The organism is Stenotrophomonas sp. YJH_SMC_33 (assembly GCF_059372295.1).
In genome coordinates, this window is record NZ_JCAFVJ010000007.1 from 190,562 (window position 1) to 205,257 (window position 14,696).

The window sequence follows — 14,696 nt, forward strand, 5'->3', positions numbered from 1 at the left end:
ACGGTACGTGGTTCGAACACCGGGTTGATGTCAGTCCGGCGGGCCCGAAGGCCCCCACGCACCGCCCGCCATAGCCGGCAGACTGATTGCCAGCCGGCGCCACGCTGAGGTGGCGCCGGCTGGCAAGCGCATACATCAACATCAACTCGGGTGTTCGAAGCCCGGCCACCCTTTTCCGGTGGCACGCCATCTGAGCCCCTGGCGCTGTGCAATGCCAATCAGAAGAGTTGTAAACATCACTCGATTGGAGACGCTTTCGGCATTCTCCCATGCTGTTAAGCACTGCCAGCGCTGGCTGGCGCGGCGGTCCGCCCGCACCGTGCAATCTGCGACAGATGTCGAGGTTGGGGGGCGTTAGGGAACAAGGGGGGGAGGGGCGATGACGACAGGCTCTGCGGGGAGCGACCTGTGTCGAGCTCGGCCCGCGTCTACAGGTGCCAAAGCGTGACGTGCGACTCGGGTTGACGTTCCCAGCCACCAAGCGCAGGCTTGCTCAGCACGTTTCCTAAACAGAAGGAGACTTATGACCGCCACCGCTTCGCTGCACCCCACCCCCGACACCCAAGGCCGTTCCCGCCTGTGGAGTGTGTTCTGGCTGCAGGGCGTCATTCCCAGCAACATTCTGTGGGCGGTGGCCCTCTGGGCGCTGGCCAACCAGCGCACCACGCTGCTGCTGGGGGTATTTGCCGTGCTGCTGCTCTATACCGGCTGGATCATCCCGGCGGTCTGGCGGGCGGCGCCCACCGCGCACAACCCCAACCTGGGCGTGGCGGCGCGCGGGCTGACCGTGGCCTGGGGGCTGAACACCGTGCTGGTGATCTTCTTCCTGACCCTGCAGCTGGTGGCTCAATAGAACTGAACGGGCTCGCCGCCACGGTCGAAGGCGGCGAAGCGGCCGATCTGACCGTCATGGATGGCGTTGACCATCAGCCGCAACGGGCGCGCGGCTTCGTCGCTGTTCGGCGCGAAACCGCCACGGCCATCCAGCGCCGCTACGAACACCAGGTCCCAGTCGATGCCGGTGGTGGTCGATTCGGCCGCCAGCGCCTGGAAGCTGGGCACCTCGGCCGGCAGCTTGTCCACGCACAGCACCGGCGACAGGGTGCCGCCCTCGCGGCGGTCATGACGGTCGCGCTGGTCGCTGGTGGGCGATTCGGGCAGCTCGGCGCGCACGAATACGAACAGCAGGCGTTGCGGTTCAGCCTGCTCGCCGGCGGCGTGCAGCAGTTGCTGGAAATCGTTCATCATCATGAGGGTTGTCACACGCCCGCTGCACGGAAAGCCGCATGCTGCCACAACGCCTGCCGCGCGGGGCCGAACGCGATTGATTTAAGTCATGCCGATGGAACTGAAGGCCGCGTACTCTGGCAATCGTTCCAGCAGGCGAGGGTATCCGGGCCGTTCCGGGCACAGGCAAGACGGTGGAGCAACAAGGTGGACCAGCCATGAGCCAACTCACCGACGGTTTCGGACGCAGCTTTCCGTACCTGCGCCTGTCGCTGACCGAAGCCTGCAACTTCCGGTGCAGCTACTGCCTGCCCGACGGTTACCAGGCCGATGGCCGCCCGCGCTTCCTGCAGGTGGAGGAGATCGGCCGCCTGGTGCGGGCCTTTGCGGCGCTGGGGATGAGCAAGATCCGCCTGACCGGCGGTGAGCCCAGCCTGCGCAAGGACCTGGACGAGATCATCGCCACCGTGGCGGCGGTGCCGGGCATCCGCAAGGTGGCCATCACTACCAACGGCACGCTGCTGCCGCGGCGCCTGCCGGGCTGGCACCGGGCAGGCCTGACTGCGCTGAACGTGAGCATGGACAGCCTGCAGCGCGAACGCTTCAAGACCATCACCGGCCATGACCGCCTGCCGGAGATCCAGCAGGGCCTGGCCCTGGCGCAGGCGTTGGGCCTGCCGGCGATCAAGCTCAACGCGGTGCTGCTGCGTGGCCTGAACGACGACGAGCTGCCGCAGTGGATGGACTACCTGCGCGACCGCCCCTTCAGCGTGCGCTTCATCGAGCTGATGCGCACCGGCGACAACGAAGCTTATTTCCAGCGCCACCACCTGCGCGCCGATCGGGTGATCGAGCAGCTGCTGGTCGCGGGCTGGCACGAGCGCCCGCGCGCGGCCGATGCCGGCCCGGCGCGCGAGTTCGGCCACCCCGACCATCGCGGCAGCATCGGCATCATCGCGCCGTATTCGCGTGACTTCTGCAAGGGCTGCAACCGCCTGCGGGTGACCGCCAGGGGCGACCTGCGGCTGTGCCTGTTTGGCGAGTTCGGCGTGCCGCTACGCCCGCTGCTGCAGCGCGACGATGACCATGACGCGCTGCTGGCACGCATCACCACCCAGCTTGGCCTGAAAGCGGCCGGGCATGGACTGCACCAGGGCCAGACCGGGCTGACCCCGCACCTGGCCTCCATCGGAGGATGAGCAACACGATGAGTGGGGAATTGAATGCGGCCTTCCATATGGCCGATGTCCGTGACAAGCGCATCACCCGCCGCCGTGCGGTGGCGGTGGGCGAGTTGCATGCCGGTCCGGTGGCGTATCCGCTGATCGTCGAGCGCCGCCTGCCCAAGGGTGATGCGCTGGTGATGGCCGAGATTGCCGGCCTGCAGGGCGCCAAGATGGCGTCGATGCTGATGCCGCTATGCCATCCGCTGCCGCTGGAACTGGTGCAGGTGTTCTGCGCGGCGGTGCCGGAGCGGCAGGCGATCCGCGTGTGGTGCGAGTGCGCCAGCGAGGCGCGCACCGGTGTGGAGATGGAGGCGCTGGCCGGCGTCAACGCCGCGCTGCTGACCCTGTACGACCTGAGCAAGCCGGTGGAACCGGCGCTGCGCATCGAAGGTATCCGCCTGCTGTTCAAGGAAGGCGGCAAGCGCGGTGTCTGGTTGCACCCGGATGGCATGGACGAGGCCGAGCGTGAGAGGTTCAAGCCGCGTGCGCCGAAGGGGCTGCAGGGGGCGGCCTGCGCGGTGATCACGCTGAGCGATCGCGCCAGCGAAGGCACCTATGAGGATATCTCTGGCCCAACCCTGGTGACCGGGCTGAAGAAGCTGGGGGGCGAGGTGGTAGCCGCCGAGGTACTGCCCGATGGCATCGAGCCGTTGGCGGGCCGCCTGCAGGCCTTGGCCGCCGAGGGCGTGCGCCTGTGCCTGTGTACCGGCGGGACCGGGCTGGGCCCGCGAGACCTGACCCCGGAGGCGTTGCGTTCCTTGAACGCGCGGCCGGTGCATGGCCTGGCGCAGATGGTGCGTGCACTGAGTGCACAGCACACGCCGATGGCCTGGCTGAGCCGCGCCGAGGTGGTGCAGCTGGGCAACATGCTGGTGTTTGCATTGCCGGGCAGCCCGAAGGCGGCGGCGCAGTGCCTGGACATCCTGGCGCCGGTACTGGGCCACGCACTGGCAATGGTCGAGGGTGGTGGCCACTGATGATTGCCTATAGCGAAGCCTTGCAGAACCTGCTGGACGCGGCCATGCCGCTGCCGGCTGAACATCTGCCGCTGCATGAGGCCGGCGGCCGCACTCTGGCCAGTGACATCATCAGTGGGCAGTCGTTGCCGCCGTTCGACAATTCGGCGATGGACGGCTTCGCGCTGCGCGCCGACGGCGCGACGTTCGAGGCCGGTACCGAATTCGGGGTGCAGGGCTGGCAGGCGGCCGGCGATGCTGGCGCCGAAGGCGGCGAGGGTGCCTGGGAAGTCATGACCGGTGCGCGCATGCCGGCCGGGTTGGATACGGTGGTACCGGTCGAGAACGTGGAGATCCTCGCCAGCGAGGACGGCCGCCCGACCCGCATTGCCCTGAAGGCATTGGTGAAGCCGGGCCAGAACGTGCGCCTGCGCGGCGAGGATGTAAGCGACGGCGAGCGCGTGCTGCGGGCCGGGCAGGTGCTGGATATCAACGCGCGCACCCTGCTGCATGCGATCGGCGTGGGCGAGGTGGCGGTGGTGGCAAGGCCAAGGGCCGCGGTGATCGCCACCGGCAAGGAGCTGGTGACCGAGGCGGCGCAGACGCTGGCGTCCGGGCAGATTCGTGACAGCAACCGGCCGTACCTGGTTGGCCGCCTGCAGGCCGCCGGTGCCGAGGTGGTCTGGCAGGGCACGGTGGGCGACGACGTGGCCGCCTTCAATGCCGTGCTGGATGAAGCGCTGGACGCGGGTGCGCAGCTGTTGATCAGCACCGGCGCGGTGTCGGCCGGCCGCTACGATTTCGTTCCCGACGCGCTGCGCGGCCGGGGTGCGCGCATCGTGTTCCACAAGGTGGCGATCCGCCCCGGCAAGCCGTTGCTGTTCGCGGTGCTGCCCAATGGCGCGCTGTATTTCGGCCTGCCGGGCAACCCGGTCTCCGCTGCCGTGGGCCAGCGCTTCTTCGTCGAGCCGGTGCTGCGCCGCCTGCTGGGGCTGGCACCAGAGCCGGTGCTGACGTTGCCGCTGCAGGCCGACGTGCGCACGCCGCCGGGCCTGCGCTTCCACGCGCGGGCGCGGGTGGAAGTGGACGCGCAGGGTCGCCTGAGTGCGCGCGTGCTGTCCGGGCAGGAATCATTCCGTTTGATGTCCATGCTGCAGGCCAACGCCTGGGTGGTGTTGGAGTCCGAGGGAGACCTGGCCAGCGCGGGCACCTATGTGCGGGTGCAGGGCTGGGGTCACCACGAACCGGTGCAGCTGGTGAGCCAGGAGTCATGATGAAACAGGTAAATCTGCAGTTGTTCGGTGCGTTCTCCGATCTGGATGCCAGCCGCGAGATTGCCGTGGAGGTGGCCGGTGGCACCGTGGCCGATCTGCGCCAGGCGCTGCGCGAGCTGCTGCCACTGCGTTGGCCGGGTTTCCGTGCCGGCCTGCTGGATTACTCGGCATTCGCCGATCAGCAACGCGTGCTGCGCGACCACGAGGCGCTGCCCGACGATGGCCGGGTGGCGATCCTGCCGCCGGTGAGCGGGGGCTGAGCGATGAGCGAGACGATCATTGCCAAGGTGGTGGACCGCGCGCAGGCGGCGATCGATCCGGCCGAGGGCATCGCGGCGGTCTCCGATCCGGGCTTCGGTGGCATCGATGTGTTCATCGGCAAGGTGCGCGATGTAAACATCGGCCGGCCGGTGACCGGGATCACCTACGACCTGTTCGAGCCGCTGGTGTTGAACGAGTTCAAGCGGTTGGCCGCCGAGGTCGAGGCGACGTTTGGCCCGAAGCTGAAGCTGTATGTGGCCCATGCCAAGGGCCGGTTGGGCATTGGTGATGTGGCGGTGGTGGTGGCCGCCGGCAGCCCGCACCGTGACGAGGCATTCCGGGCCTGCCGGCAATTGATCGAGGTGGTCAAGCACCAGTGCCCGATCTGGAAGCAGGAACATTACGAAGACGGCGACAGCGCGTGGAGCGAGGGCTGCAGCCTCTGCCACGCGGACAGTGAACCTGCACATGCCCATGACCATGCGCACGATCATCAACATTGATGCCGGCGCAGCCACGCATGGCGTGGCTCTACTGCGATGAGCATCACCGGCATCGTGCTGGCCGGTGGGCTGTCCACCCGGATGGGCCGCGACAAGGCGCTGCTGCCGTGGCAGGGGCGCACGCTGCTGGAACACATGCGGGGCCTGTTGATGCAGGCTGGCGCACGCGAGGTCTGGGTCAGCGGAAATTACCCGGCGTTCGGCGGCATACCGGACCGCGTGGCACGTTGCGGGCCGCTGGGCGGGCTCTACAGCGTGGCGACGCGCATGCCCGATGGCCCGGCCTGGGTGGTGCCGGTGGATACACCGCTGCTGCCGCCGCGATTGCTACAGCAATTGCGTGACGGCCATCGCGGTCCATGCACGATCTTTGCGGGCCACCCCCTGCCCATGCTGGTGGATATAGACGATGCTTGCCGCAACGTACTTGGATCGATGCTGGATGACCCGGACGGCCCGCGCTCGCTGCAGGCCCTGCAGCGCCGTCTTGGCGTGAATTCCGTGGCCCTGGCGCCGATTGACGAGGCCGGGCTGGTCAACTGCAATACCCCCGAACAATGGGAGGATGTTGCGTCATGAAAGTGCAGTTGCAGGACCAATCGGTACGGCTTCGCCTGGACGAGGCCGAACTGGCGCGCCTGCTGGCCGGTGAATCGGTCGAGAACATGACCCGCTTCGGCGGTATCGAGGGTTGGGGCATGGCGGTGTCGCTGCATGGCGGCGAGCGGCCGGTGCTGCTCGATGGTGGCACCTTCTGCCGCCTGGTGCTGCCGCGCCCGGCGGTTGAGGCCTTGGCGGCGCGGCTGCCGTGCCGGGATGGCCTGCCATTCGACATTGCCTTGGAAGATGGCAGCCGGCTTCAGCTGCAGTTCGATGTGGACGTGCGCGACAGCGTGCGCCAGCGCGGAGTCACGCGCCGCAATACCGCTTCATCGGTTTGACATTTGTCAGGGGCAGGGTGAAAACCGGCCCCTGATTGATCCAGATCAACCCCGTCGTAGTTGCCGCACGGCCTAATGGCTGCACGACGACGGGTCACAACTTGAAAGCAATACCCACGTCATTCCACAGCCTTGGAGCCATGTATGACCGTCGGTAGCGATCCTGTTGTCCGCAGCACTGCCCGTCCGGGTCGCGTCATCAGCGACTGGACGCCGGAGGACCCCGGCTATTGGGAGCGCACCGGCAAGCGGGTTGCCACCCGCAACCTGGTCATCTCGATCCCCTCGCTGCTGCTGGCCTTCTCGGTCTGGGTGCTGTTCTCGGCGGTGTCGATCAGCCTGCCGAAGATCGGCTTCAACTTCAGCACCGACCAGCTGTTCTGGCTGGTGGCGCTGCCCAGCCTGTCCGGCGCGACCCTGCGCATCTTCTATTCGTTCATGATCCCGATCTTCGGCGGCCGCCGCTGGACCGCGCTGTCGACCGCCTCGCTGCTGGCGCCGACGCTCTGGCTCGGCTTTGCGGTGCAGGACCCGGCCACGCCGTACTGGGTGTTCGTGGCCATCGCGATCCTGTGCGGCTTCGGTGGCGCGAACTTCTCATCGTCGATGTCCAACATCTCCTTCTTCTATCCCAAGCAGAAGCAGGGCCTGGCGCTGGGCCTGAACGCTGGCCTGGGCAATGTGGGCGTGTCGGTGGCGCAGGCGGTGATCCCGCTAGTCATCACCGTAGGCGTGTTCGGTGCGCTGGGTGGTGCACCGCAGCCCACGGTGGAGGGTGGGGCATCACTGTTCCTGCAGAACGCCGGCTTCATCTGGGTGCCGGCCATCGCGCTGTGCGCCATCGCGGCCTGGTTCGGCATGAACGACCTGACCAGCGCCCGCTCGTCGTTCTCCGAGCAGGCGGTGATCTTCCGCCGCAAGCACAACTGGCTGATGTGCTGGTTGTACATCGGTACCTTCGGTTCCTACATCGGTTTCTCGGCCGGCTTCCCGATGCTGGTGAAGAGCCAGTTCCCGGACGTGAACCCGCTGGCCTACGCCTTCATCGGCCCGCTGCTGGGCGCACTGATGCGCTCGGTGGGTGGCAGCATGGCCGACCGCTGGGGTGGCGCACGCCTGACCTTCTGGGTATTCGCGCTGATGATCGCCGCGGTGTTCGGTGTGTTGCACTTCCTGCCCAGCGATGGCCAGGGCGGCAACTTCCATGGCTTCCTGCTCAGCTTCATGGCGCTGTTCGTGCTCAGTGGCATCGGCAACGGCACGACCTTCCGCATGATCCCGGTGATCTTCCGCACGCTGCATGAGCGCTGGTCGGCCAACGACAACGCCGAGGGCAAGGCTACCGCCGCGCACCAGGCCAGCATCGAGTCGGCTGCGGTGGTCGGCTTTTCCGGTGCGATCGGCGCCTACGGCGGCTTCTTCATTCCCAAGAGCTACGGCTCGTCCATTACGTTGACCGGCAGCCCCGACATGGCGCTGTACGGATTCGTTGTTTTCTATGTCACCTGCCTGGCGGTGACCTGGTGGTGGTACTACCGGCGCGGTGCCGAGACACCCTGCTGACGACATGAAAACGCACCGCAGCCAGATGACACACACAGCCACGATGCCGATGTCCGCAAAGGGAGATCCCCGATGAGTTATTTCCTCGATCGCTTGCAGTTCTTCAAGCGTGACCCCCAGACCTTTGCCGATGGCCATGGATTTGCCAAGAGCGAGGGCCGCGACTGGGAAAACAGTTACCGCGCCCGCTGGCAGTACGACAAGATCGTGCGGTCCACCCATGGGGTGAACTGCACCGGCTCCTGCAGCTGGAAGATCTACGTCAAGAACGGCCTGGTCACCTGGGAAACCCAGCAGACCGATTACCCGCGCACGCGTCCGGACCTGCCCAACCATGAACCGCGTGGCTGCCCGCGTGGCGCCAGCTACTCCTGGTACCTGTACAGCGCCAACCGGCTGAAGTACCCGCTGATCCGCGGCACGCTGCTGCGCCTGTGGCGCGAAGCGCGCAGGAGCAAGGCCCCGGTCGATGCCTGGGCCAGCATTGTTGAAGACAAGGAGAAGGCGCGTTCGTACAAGACCCGCCGCGGCATGGGCGGCTTCGTGCGCCTGCAGTGGGAAGAGGCCAACGAGATCATCGCCGCTTCCAATCTGTACACGGTGAAGCAGTACGGCCCGGACCGCGTGGTCGGCTTCTCGCCGATTCCGGCGATGTCGATGGTGTCCTACGCCGCCGGCGCGCGTTACCTGTCGCTGCTGGGCGGCGCCTGCCTGTCGTTCTACGACTGGTACTGCGATCTGCCGCCGGCCTCGCCGCAGATCTGGGGCGAGCAGACCGACGTGCCCGAATCGGCCGACTGGTACAACAGCCGCTACATCATCGCCTGGGGCTCGAACGTGCCGCAGACGCGTACGCCCGATGCGCACTTCTTCACCGAAGCGCGCTACAACGGCACCAAGACGGTGGCGATCTGCCCGGACTATTCCGAGCTGGCCAAGCTGACCGACCACTGGCTGCACCCCAAGCAGGGCACCGACGCTGCGCTGGCGTTTGCGTTCGGCCATGTGATCCTGCGTGAGTTCCATGTCGATTCGCCCTCGCAGTATTTCCAGGACTACTGCCGCCAGTACTCGGACATGCCGATGCTGGTGCGCCTGGAGCGCCGCGACGATGGCCGCCTGGTGGCGGGCCGCTTCCTGCGCGCCAGTGAGCTGGGCGGGCTGGGTGAAGCCAACAACCCGGACTGGAAGACCCTGGCCTACGACGAGAACAGCGGCCAGATCGTGGTGCCCAATGGCTCGATCGGTTTCCGCTGGGGTGAAAAGGGCCGCTGGAACATCGAAGAGAAGGCCAGCAATGGCGCCGACACGCGCCTGCGCCTGAGCTTGTCCGACGCCAACGACGGCATCGAGGCGGTGAGCTTCCCGTACTTCGGTGGCATTGAAAGCGACGGCTGGACCGCCGCACCGGCCGAAGACGTACTGGACCGCAACATTCCGGTGCGCCGCCTGGCCACGGTCGACGGCGGCGAGACGCTGGTGGCCACGGTCTACGATCTGCTGCTGGCCCAGTACGGCGTGGACCGTGGCTTTGGCGGCGGCAACGTGGCATCGAGCTTCGATGACAGGGTGCCGGGCACGCCGGCGTGGCAGGAGCGCATCACCGGCGTGTCGCGCGCCGAGGTGATCGAGATCGCCCGCGAGTTCGCGCGTACCGCCGACAAGACCCACGGCCGCTCGATGATCATCGTCGGCGCGGGCATGAACCACTGGTTCCACAACGACATGAACTACCGCGGCCTGATCAACATGCTGATCATGTGTGGTTGCGTGGGCCAGACCGGCGGCGGCTGGGCGCATTACGTGGGCCAGGAGAAGCTGCGCCCGCAGACCGGCTGGCAGCCGCTCGCGTTCGGCCTGGACTGGAGCAAGCCGCCGCGCCACATGAACGGCACCTCGTTCTTCTATTTCAACACCGGGCAGTGGCGTTACGAGAAGCTGCGGGTGGACGAGCTGCTGTCGCCGCTGGCCGATGCCCGCAAGTACAGCGGCAGCCTGGCCGACCTGAACCTGCGCGCGGTGCGCATGGGCTGGCTGCCGAGCACCCCGCAGCTGGACCGCAACCCGCTGCAGCTGGTACGCGAGGCCGAAGCGGCCGGCGTGGCCCCGGCGGACTACGCGCTGGGCAAGTTCAAGGATGGCTCGCTGGACTTCGCCTTCGCCGACCCGGACGCCAGCCAGAACCACCCGCGCATGATGTTCATCTGGCGCTCGAACCTGCTCGGTTCCTCGGGCAAGGGCCACGAGTACATGCTGCGGCACCTGCTGGGTACGCGCCACGGGCTGCAGGGCAAGGACCTGGGCGAAATGGGCGCAGTGAAGCCGCAGGAGGTGAAGTGGCGCGACGACGCGCCGGAAGGCAAGCTGGACCTGCTGGTCACGCTCGACTTCCGCATGTGCACCACCGCGCTGTACTCGGACATCGTGCTGCCGACGGCAACCTGGTACGAGAAGGACGACCTCAACACCTCGGACATGCACCCGTTCATCCACCCGCTGTCCAAGGCGGTGGACCCTGCGTGGGAATCGCGCAGCGACTGGGACATCTTCAAGGAGGTGGCCCGCACCGTGAGCGAGATGGCGCCGGGCGTGCTGGGCGTGGAGAAGGACCTGGTGCTGATGCCGACCCTGCACGACACCCCCAACGAGCTGGGCATGCCGTTCGGCGTAGCCGACTGGAAGAAGGGCGAGTGCGAGGCCATTCCGGGCCAGACCATGCCGTCGATGACGGTGGTGGAGCGTGACTACCCGAACCTGTACCGCAAGTTCACCTCGCTCGGCCCACTGCTGGACACGCAGGGCAACGGCGGCAAGGGCATGAGCTGGGACACGAAGCACGAGGTCGAGTTCCTCGGCAAGTTGAACCACACCGTGCACGAAGAAGGCATAAGCCAGGGGCGCCCGGCCATCTCGACCGCGATCGACGCGGCCGAAGTAATCCTGCACCTGGCGCCGGAAACCAACGGCCATGTGGCGGTGAAGGCCTGGGAATCGCTGGGCGCCTTCACCGGTCGCGAGCATACGCATCTGGCGGTGGGCAAGGAGCACGAGGCGATCCGCTTCCGTGACATCCAGGCGCAGCCGCGCAAGATCATCTCTTCGCCGATCTGGTCGGGACTGGAAGACGACAACGTCAGCTACAACGCCGGCTATACCAACGTGCACGAGCTGATTCCGTGGCGCACGGTGACCGGTCGCCAGCAGTTCTACCAGGACCACGAATGGATGATCGACTTCGGCGAGGCCTTCATGAGCTATCGCCCGCCCGTCAACACGCGCACGGTGGAGCCGCTGCTGAACCAGCGCCCGAACGGCAACAAGGAGATCGTGCTGAACTGGATCACCCCGCACCAGAAGTGGGGCATCCACAGCACCTACAGCGACAACCTGATCATGCAGACGCTGTCGCGCGGTGGTCCGATCGTGTGGATCAGCGAGGACGACGCGCGCAGTGCCGGCATCGTCGACAACGACTGGATCGAGCTGTTCAACGTCAACGGTGCGATCGCCGCGCGTGCGGTGGTCAGCCAGCGCGTGATGCCGGGCATGGCGATGATGTACCACGCGCAGGAGCGCATCATCAACGTCCCGGGCTCGGAGATTTCCGGCACCCGCGGCGGCATCCACAACTCGGTGACCCGCATCGTGCTCAAGCCGACCCACATGATCGGCGGCTACGCGCAGCTGGCCTATGGCTTCAACTACTACGGCACCTGCGGAACCAACCGCGACGAGTTCGTGATCGTGCGAAAGATGGACAAGATCGATTGGCTGGACGATGAGGCAGTACCTGCAGCTGTAAAGGAGGTGGTGTGATGAAGGTCCGTGCACAGATCGCGATGGTGCTGAACCTGGACAAGTGCATCGGCTGCCATACCTGCTCGATCACCTGCAAGAACGTCTGGACCTCGCGCGAGGGCGTCGAGTACGCCTGGTTCAACAACGTGGAAACCAAGCCCGGCATCGGCTACCCGAAGGAATGGGAGAACCAGGACAAGTGGAACGGCGGCTGGGTGCGCAGCCGCGCCGGCAAGCTGGTGCCACGCGCAGGTGGCCGCTGGCGCATGCTGGCCAAGATCTTCGCCAACCCGGACCTGCCGCAGATCGACGACTACTACGAGCCGTTCGATTTCGACTACCAGAACCTGCACACCGCCAAGGACAGCCAGCACCAGCCCACCGCACGCCCGCGTTCGCTGATCAGTGGCGAGCGCATGCAGAAGATCGAGTGGGGCCCGAACTGGGAGGAGATCCTCGGTTCGGAGTTCAGCAAGCGCTCACGCGACTACAACTTCGACCAGGTGCAGAAGGAGATCTACGGCGCCTTCGAAAAGACCTTCATGATGTACCTGCCGCGCCTGTGCGAGCACTGCCTGAACCCGGCGTGCGTCTCGGCGTGCCCCTCGGGCGCGATCTACAAGCGCGAGGAAGACGGCATCGTGCTGATCGACCAGGACAAGTGCCGCGGCTGGCGCATGTGCGTGTCGGCGTGCCCGTACAAGAAGATCTACTACAACTGGAAGAGCGGCAAGTCGGAGAAGTGCATCTTCTGCTACCCGCGCATCGAGATGGGTGAGCCAACCGTGTGCTCGGAAACCTGCGTGGGCCGCATCCGCTACCTGGGCGTGATGCTGTACGACGCCGACCGCATCGCCGAGGCCGCTTCGGTAGCCGCCGAGAAGGACCTGTACCAGGCCCACCTGGACATCTTCCTGGACCCGAACGATCCGGCAGTGATCGCCGCCGCGCGCAAGGAAGGCATCCCGGACAGCTGGCTGGATGCGGCCAAGCAGTCGCCGGTGTACAAGCTGGCGATCGACTGGAAGCTGGCGCTGCCGCTGCACCCGGAATACCGCACGCTGCCGATGGTCTGGTATGTGCCGCCGCTGTCGCCGATCCAGTCCGCCGCCGAGCGTGGCCGCGTGGGCATGAGCGGCGAGCTGCCGGACGTGGCGTCGCTGCGCATCCCGATGCGCTATTTGGCCAACCTGCTGACGGCCGGTGACGAGGCGCCGGTGGTACGCGCGCTGGAGCGGCTGATGGCGATGCGTGCCTGGCGCCGGGCCAAGAACGTGGACGGCGTGGAAGACACCGCCGTGCTGGAACAGACCGGGCTGAGCATCGCCCAGGTGGAAGAGATGTACCGCTATCTGGCCATTGCCAACTACGAGGACCGTTTCGTGATTCCGACCGGCCACCGCGAGTACGCCAACGACGCCTTCGGTGAGCGCGGCGGCTGCGGCTTCACCTTCGGAAACGGCTGCAATGGTGACAGCCCGGCGGACCTGTTCGGGCAGCGCAAGACCACCACCTTCGTGGTGGACAAGGGCCCGAACCAGCGCCGCAAGGAGGTGGTGTGATGAGCGTGCTCAAGCTGGTCGGGGTGTTGCTGGACTACCCCCGCGAGGAACTGTGGGAGCACGGCGAGGAGCTGCTCGCCGCCTGTGACGACCCGGCGCTGAACCCCGCCCGCCGCCAGCAGCTGCGCAGCTTCGTGCAGCAGCTGCTGGCCACCGATGCGCTGGATGCACAGGCGGCGTGGCTGGCCAGTTTCGACCGCGGCCGTTCGATGAGCCTGTTGCTTTTCGAACACATCCATGGCGAGTCGCGCGACCGCGGCCAGGCCATGGTCGATCTGGTCGAAACCTACCGCCGCAACGGCTTCGAACTGGATGCCCGTGAGCTGCCGGATTACCTGCCGTTGCTGCTGGAGTTCCTGGCCCACCGCCCCGGTAGCGAGGCCCGCGAGTGGCTGCACCACATCGGCCATATCGCCGGGATGCTGGCCGCGCGTGCCGCCGAGCGTGAGCTGCCGCACCGGGTGCTGTTCGAGATCCTGGTCGAAGCCGGTGACGGCAAGGCCGATCTGCAGGCGCTGCGCCAGCGTGCCAGCGAGGAAGTCCGCGACGATACCGCCGAGGCCATGGACCGCTTGTGGGAGGAGGAGGCGGTGCGCTTCGGCGCCGAAGCCCCTGCCGAAGACTGCAAGCCGCCCGTGCGTTCGCCGGCCCGTCCTTCGCATCGTGAGGTCCAGCCATGAGTTACTCCCTGCATCAATTCGCCTTCCAGTACTACCCGTACATCGCCGTGGCAGTGCTGCTGATCGGCAGCTGGGCCCGCTATGACAAGGCCATGTACACCTGGCGCACCGGCTCCAGTCAGATGCTGTCGGACAAGGGCATGCGGCTCGGCAGCAACTGCTTCCACATCGGCATCCTGGCCATCCTCGGCGGCCACCTGGTCGGGCTGCTGACGCCGCACGCGGTGTACGAGCACTTCATCACCTCCTCGCAGAAGCAGATGCTGGCGATGGTGGTCGGTGGTGTGTTCGGCGCACTGTGCTTCATCGGCATCAGCATCCTGCTGGTACGCCGCCTGTTCAATGCGCGTGTTCGGGCTACCGGCAGCTTCGGTGACACCCTGGTGCTGGTGCTGCTGTTCGCGCAGCTGTGCCTGGGCCTGTACAGCATCCGCGTCTCGTCCGGTCACCTGGACGGCGGGGTGATGGTGCAGCTGGCCGAGTGGGCGCAGCACATCGTGACCTTCCGTGCCGGTGCCGCTGATTACATCGAGGGCGTCAGCTGGGTCTACAAGATGCATATCTTCCTGGGCCTGACCCTGTTCCTGATCGCGCCGTTCACCCGCCTGGTGCACGTATGGAGCATTCCGATCAGTTACCTGTGGCGGCCCTACCAGGTGGTGCGCCGCCGTCAGGCCACGCTGCGCTATGGGCCGCGGGAGTAAA

14 protein-coding genes are annotated in these 14,696 nt (G+C 66.4%); 13 read left to right on the top strand and 1 reads right to left on the bottom strand.

All coding sequences use genetic code 11. The features are described from left to right. Positions 1 to 523: 523 nt before the first annotated feature. Positions 524 to 853 carry a hypothetical protein gene (locus tag AC5P9W_RS13050; RefSeq protein WP_005416862.1) on the top strand — a complete coding sequence of 110 codons (330 nt, stop codon included), beginning with the start codon at positions 524 to 526 and terminating at the stop codon, positions 851 to 853. Here AC5P9W_RS13050 and AC5P9W_RS13055 read toward each other — a convergent pair. Next, on the bottom strand, positions 847 to 1,251 hold the full coding sequence (locus AC5P9W_RS13055) for a hypothetical protein (protein WP_032954242.1): 405 nt from the start codon (positions 1,249 to 1,251) through the stop codon (positions 847 to 849). The genes AC5P9W_RS13050 and AC5P9W_RS13055 overlap by 7 nt on opposite strands. 194 nt (positions 1,252 to 1,445) lie before the next feature. On the opposite strand from AC5P9W_RS13055, the gene moaA reads away from it, so the two are divergent. From moaA to narI, 12 genes are all read left to right on the top strand, one after another. Next, entirely contained in the window at positions 1,446 to 2,426 is a 981-nt protein-coding gene (gene moaA, locus AC5P9W_RS13060) for a GTP 3',8-cyclase MoaA (RefSeq protein ID WP_111098102.1), read from the top strand. A gap of 8 nt (positions 2,427 to 2,434) precedes the next feature. Next, a complete protein-coding gene (moaCB, locus tag AC5P9W_RS13065; protein ID WP_111098103.1) occupies positions 2,435 to 3,430 on the top strand; it encodes a bifunctional molybdenum cofactor biosynthesis protein MoaC/MoaB in 996 nt (331 codons plus the stop codon). Beyond that, positions 3,430 to 4,683, top strand: coding sequence for a molybdopterin molybdotransferase MoeA (locus tag AC5P9W_RS13070; RefSeq protein WP_111098104.1), 1,254 nt, complete (start codon positions 3,430 to 3,432; stop codon positions 4,681 to 4,683). The genes moaCB and AC5P9W_RS13070 overlap by 1 nt, the downstream gene beginning before the upstream one ends. Next, positions 4,683 to 4,943 carry a MoaD/ThiS family protein gene (locus AC5P9W_RS13075; RefSeq protein ID WP_005416856.1) on the top strand — a complete coding sequence of 87 codons (261 nt, stop codon included), beginning with the start codon at positions 4,683 to 4,685 and terminating at the stop codon, positions 4,941 to 4,943. The genes AC5P9W_RS13070 and AC5P9W_RS13075 overlap by 1 nt, the downstream gene beginning before the upstream one ends. A 3-nt stretch (positions 4,944 to 4,946) precedes the next feature. Then, complete coding sequence (locus AC5P9W_RS13080; RefSeq protein WP_005416853.1) at positions 4,947 to 5,447, top strand: molybdenum cofactor biosynthesis protein MoaE; 501 nt, start codon at positions 4,947 to 4,949, stop codon at positions 5,445 to 5,447. Between the two features lie 36 nt (positions 5,448 to 5,483). Continuing rightward, positions 5,484 to 6,026 carry a molybdenum cofactor guanylyltransferase gene (gene mobA / locus AC5P9W_RS13085; RefSeq protein WP_069138367.1) on the top strand — a complete coding sequence of 181 codons (543 nt, stop codon included), beginning with the start codon at positions 5,484 to 5,486 and terminating at the stop codon, positions 6,024 to 6,026. Beyond that, positions 6,023 to 6,388: a hypothetical protein gene (locus AC5P9W_RS13090; RefSeq protein WP_053499740.1), complete on the top strand. Its 366-nt coding sequence runs from the start codon at positions 6,023 to 6,025 to the stop codon at positions 6,386 to 6,388. The genes mobA and AC5P9W_RS13090 overlap by 4 nt, the downstream gene beginning before the upstream one ends. Before the next feature lie 144 nt (positions 6,389 to 6,532). Continuing rightward, complete coding sequence (locus tag AC5P9W_RS13095; RefSeq protein WP_495219295.1) at positions 6,533 to 7,951, top strand: NarK family nitrate/nitrite MFS transporter; 1,419 nt, start codon at positions 6,533 to 6,535, stop codon at positions 7,949 to 7,951. A gap of 72 nt (positions 7,952 to 8,023) precedes the next feature. Continuing rightward, on the top strand, positions 8,024 to 11,767 hold the full coding sequence (locus AC5P9W_RS13100) for a nitrate reductase subunit alpha (RefSeq protein ID WP_111098106.1): 3,744 nt from the start codon (positions 8,024 to 8,026) through the stop codon (positions 11,765 to 11,767). Next, on the top strand, positions 11,767 to 13,311 hold the full coding sequence (narH, locus tag AC5P9W_RS13105; protein ID WP_005416844.1) for a nitrate reductase subunit beta: 1,545 nt from the start codon (positions 11,767 to 11,769) through the stop codon (positions 13,309 to 13,311). The genes AC5P9W_RS13100 and narH overlap by 1 nt, the downstream gene beginning before the upstream one ends. Continuing rightward, the gene (narJ, locus tag AC5P9W_RS13110; RefSeq protein ID WP_005416842.1) at positions 13,311 to 13,991 is read left to right on the top strand and encodes a nitrate reductase molybdenum cofactor assembly chaperone; all 681 of its coding nucleotides are present in this window, start codon (positions 13,311 to 13,313) and stop codon (positions 13,989 to 13,991) included. The genes narH and narJ overlap by 1 nt, the downstream gene beginning before the upstream one ends. Then, positions 13,988 to 14,695 carry a respiratory nitrate reductase subunit gamma gene (gene narI, locus AC5P9W_RS13115; RefSeq protein ID WP_005416840.1) on the top strand — a complete coding sequence of 236 codons (708 nt, stop codon included), beginning with the start codon at positions 13,988 to 13,990 and terminating at the stop codon, positions 14,693 to 14,695. Before narJ ends, narI begins: the two co-directional genes overlap by 4 nt. Position 14,696 lies beyond the last annotated feature (1 nt).

Coding starts and splice junctions, on each gene's coding strand:
- AC5P9W_RS13050 (WP_005416862.1), top strand. CDS start 524: ATGACCGCCACCGCTTCGCTGCACCCCACCCCCGACACCCAAGGCCGT.
- mobA (WP_069138367.1), top strand. CDS start 5,484: ATGAGCATCACCGGCATCGTGCTGGCCGGTGGGCTGTCCACCCGGATG.
- AC5P9W_RS13100 (WP_111098106.1), top strand. CDS start 8,024: ATGAGTTATTTCCTCGATCGCTTGCAGTTCTTCAAGCGTGACCCCCAG.
- AC5P9W_RS13070 (WP_111098104.1), top strand. CDS start 3,430: ATGATTGCCTATAGCGAAGCCTTGCAGAACCTGCTGGACGCGGCCATG.
- AC5P9W_RS13080 (WP_005416853.1), top strand. CDS start 4,947: ATGAGCGAGACGATCATTGCCAAGGTGGTGGACCGCGCGCAGGCGGCG.
- AC5P9W_RS13055 (WP_032954242.1), bottom strand. CDS start 1,251: ATGATGATGAACGATTTCCAGCAACTGCTGCACGCCGCCGGCGAGCAG.
- moaA (WP_111098102.1), top strand. CDS start 1,446: ATGAGCCAACTCACCGACGGTTTCGGACGCAGCTTTCCGTACCTGCGC.
- AC5P9W_RS13075 (WP_005416856.1), top strand. CDS start 4,683: ATGAAACAGGTAAATCTGCAGTTGTTCGGTGCGTTCTCCGATCTGGAT.
- narJ (WP_005416842.1), top strand. CDS start 13,311: ATGAGCGTGCTCAAGCTGGTCGGGGTGTTGCTGGACTACCCCCGCGAG.
- AC5P9W_RS13095 (WP_495219295.1), top strand. CDS start 6,533: ATGACCGTCGGTAGCGATCCTGTTGTCCGCAGCACTGCCCGTCCGGGT.
- moaCB (WP_111098103.1), top strand. CDS start 2,435: ATGAGTGGGGAATTGAATGCGGCCTTCCATATGGCCGATGTCCGTGAC.
- narI (WP_005416840.1), top strand. CDS start 13,988: ATGAGTTACTCCCTGCATCAATTCGCCTTCCAGTACTACCCGTACATC.
- AC5P9W_RS13090 (WP_053499740.1), top strand. CDS start 6,023: ATGAAAGTGCAGTTGCAGGACCAATCGGTACGGCTTCGCCTGGACGAG.
- narH (WP_005416844.1), top strand. CDS start 11,767: ATGAAGGTCCGTGCACAGATCGCGATGGTGCTGAACCTGGACAAGTGC.